Genomic DNA, 707 nt, shown 5'->3' with positions numbered 1-707 from the left:
TCGCGCGCGGCCGGCGCGAAGCGCAGGTTCCGGCCGCTGTCGGCGTTGAACTGCTGCAGGAATGCATCGGCGAGCATCGGGATGTCGTCGCCGCGTTCGCGCAGCGACGGCAGCGGAATCGGGAACACGTTGATCCGGTGGAACAGGTCGGGCCGCAGCTTGCCGTCGGCCATCGCGGCCTCCGGGTCGCGGTTGGTCGCCGCGACGATGCGCACGTCCACGTCGATCTCGCGCGTCGAGCCGAGCCGCGTGAGGCGCCCCGTCTCGAGCACGCGCAGCAGCTTGACCTGCGACTCGAGCGGCATCTCGGTGATCTCGTCGAGAAACAGCGTGCCGCCGTCCGCCCGTTCGAAGAAGCCCTTGTGCTGGCGCTCCGCGCCCGTGAAGCTGCCGCGGTCGTGGCCGAACATCTCGCTTTCGACGAGGTTCGCGGCGATCGCGCCGCAGTTCACCGCGAGGAACGGGCCGCGGCGGCGCAAGCTCAAGTCGTGCACCGTCTGCGCGGCCAGCTCCTTGCCGGTGCCCGATTCGCCCGTCAGCAGCACCGATGCCTCGGTGCGCGCCACGCGGCCGATCGCGTCGTAGACGGCCTGCATCGCGGGCGAGCTGCCGAGCATGCGGCCGAAGCGGCCGAGGCGCTGCAGTTCCGAACGCAGTTCGGCAATCTCTTCATGCAACGCGGTGGTGCGCGGCACGCGCGCGAAGAT

At 70.4% G+C, this 707-nt stretch carries 1 protein-coding gene; it reads right to left on the bottom strand.

The window, feature by feature from the left end; genetic code table 11:
• The coding region (locus CFB41_RS37040) for a sigma 54-interacting transcriptional regulator (protein WP_144030007.1) at positions 1-707 on the bottom strand (707 nt) is incomplete at both ends.

The sequence above is a fragment of the Burkholderia sp. AU33803 genome, from assembly GCF_002223095.1.
Classification (GTDB): Bacteria; Pseudomonadota; Gammaproteobacteria; order Burkholderiales; family Burkholderiaceae; genus Burkholderia.
The sequence above is the reverse complement of the archived record's forward strand: the minus strand, read 5'-3'. Positions and strand labels throughout refer to the sequence as shown.